The organism is Latilactobacillus sp. VITA-14 (assembly GCF_046580785.1).
Lineage (GTDB): Bacteria > Bacillota > Bacilli > Lactobacillales > Lactobacillaceae > Latilactobacillus > Latilactobacillus curvatus.
The window spans coordinates 1-1,696 of the sequence record NZ_JBJKTM010000040.1 but is presented as its reverse complement, the minus strand read 5'-3'; the positions used below and the strand labels follow the sequence as shown (position 1 = coordinate 1,696).

The following is a 1,696-nucleotide window of genomic DNA, read 5'->3' as shown; positions in this document are numbered from 1 at the left end:
TGCTAGTGCGCCACGTTGAAAACGTGATAAAGTAGATGTACCCAAAGTAATCACTCCCTATATTGGTTGGAATTAGCTACTACCATTGTAAGTGATTGCTTTGGGCTTTTTAATTTCTGTTCGGATTAATTATAGAATTTGCCTTTATAAAATTGATTTTATTTCATAAAAAAAGGCCCGCATCTAGGATGCGGGCCTTCAATCATTAATGTCTAGTTATGGATATAAGTAAATGCCCCGGCATTTGAAATTGTTTGGGTGTTAGGACCAGCAGGGTTGCTGAAGCCCATCCCACCTTGAGTGATGGTAATTGTCCCAGCTGCGGCATCGTATGATTGAACGTAAGCAACGTGACCATATGTCCCATCTGCGGCCCAAGAACCTACCATTTGGCCACCAGCAAAGCTAACGATTGCGCCTGCTGCTGGTATATGGTTAACTGTGAAGCCAGCTGCTGCGGCTGAAGCACCCCATTGAGCGCCATTCCCCCAGTTATTGCCAGCCCAAGGTGCTACTGACTTAACATACCATGTACATTGACCCCATGCATATGAATTCCCAGCTGAATTACCAGCAACTTTTCCGCTGCCACCGAAAACAGATGTGCCACCCTTATTATCTGATGGCGTGTCAATTGATGTAGGTTGAGGTGTGTCTTTTTTAGCATTGTTGGCATTGTTGGCATTGTTGGCATTGTTGGCATCGTCTGCAGCCTTTTTAGCAGCAGCGTCTGCTTCTTCAGTACTTGCTTTGTCGAAATCTGCTTGTAAAGCTGTTAATTCGTCTTTGTTATCATTGATTTTTTGTGATAAAGCTGTTTGTTTTTGATCAGCTTCACTCTTCAATGATTCTAAGTTTGCTTTTTGTTTTTCTAAATCAGTCTTAGTAGCAACTAAACTTGCTTTAGTATTTTCTTGTTCTGTCTTCAAGCCGCTTAATTTTGCCTTAGCGCTGTTAACATCATCTAAAGCTTCTTTACTTGCTTGGTTTAATTTATTAATTGTGAATGAACGCGAAACTAAATCTGAAAGGTCATTTGAGTTTAAAAGGAAGTCAACATATACGTTCCCGCTGACAGCATCCCCACTCTTTTCTTGTAAGGTCACTAATTGTTTCTTCAATACGACTGTTCGTTTAGAAACTTCTTTTTGAGCATCCGTAATTTGACCTGAAAGAGATTCGATTTGATTATTTGCTTTAGTAATTGCTGCTTCTTGATCAGCAATTTTTGAAGCGTTTGTTGAAATCTTTTGATCCAACCCAATCACTTCTGTATTAGCTGATTCGATTTGTTTGAGCAAATCGTTTGTTGCGTTCTTATTAGCAGTAATCGCTTCTTGTGCTTCACTTGAAGTTGCAGCAGATACTACGTTTGTTGAAAGAACTGAAGCTGTTAATAATCCAAGAGCAATTGTAGTCGTAATCGTTTTTTTAAATGACATGGTTTATTTTCTCCTATTAGTTAAGCCCGAACTCTGAGACTAAGTATATAGGGCGAATGTTACATTAACATTACATAAACATTATGCTTACTTAACAAATCATAAAATAGGTAGATTGCAAATTTAATCCGAATTTTTGGACAAATTTGTCAGCATAACCTGATACGGTGTTTGCCAGTCGAGTATTTTAAGCGGTCGCTGGTTAATTTGGAGTAACGTCGTCGTTAAATCTTGAGCACTAATGTGCTCAAAAC

1 protein-coding gene and 1 pseudogene are annotated in these 1,696 nt (G+C 39.0%); both read right to left on the bottom strand.

Features of this window, described 5'->3' with window-relative positions:
• Positions 1-212: 212 nt before the first annotated feature.
• Positions 213-1,442 carry a coiled-coil domain-containing protein gene (locus tag ACF1X7_RS10060; RefSeq protein ID WP_411162741.1) on the bottom strand — a complete coding sequence of 410 codons (1,230 nt, stop codon included), beginning with the start codon at positions 1,440-1,442 and terminating at the stop codon, positions 213-215.
• 123 nt (positions 1,443-1,565) lie between these two features.
• Positions 1,566-1,696, bottom strand: a pseudogene (locus ACF1X7_RS10055) (IS30 family transposase); the annotation flags it as partial.

Bases quoted from the DNA above. Each gene is read 5' to 3' on its own strand.
- ACF1X7_RS10060 (WP_411162741.1), bottom strand. From the start codon at position 1,442: ATGTCATTTAAAAAAACGATTACGACTACAATTGCTCTTGGATTATTA.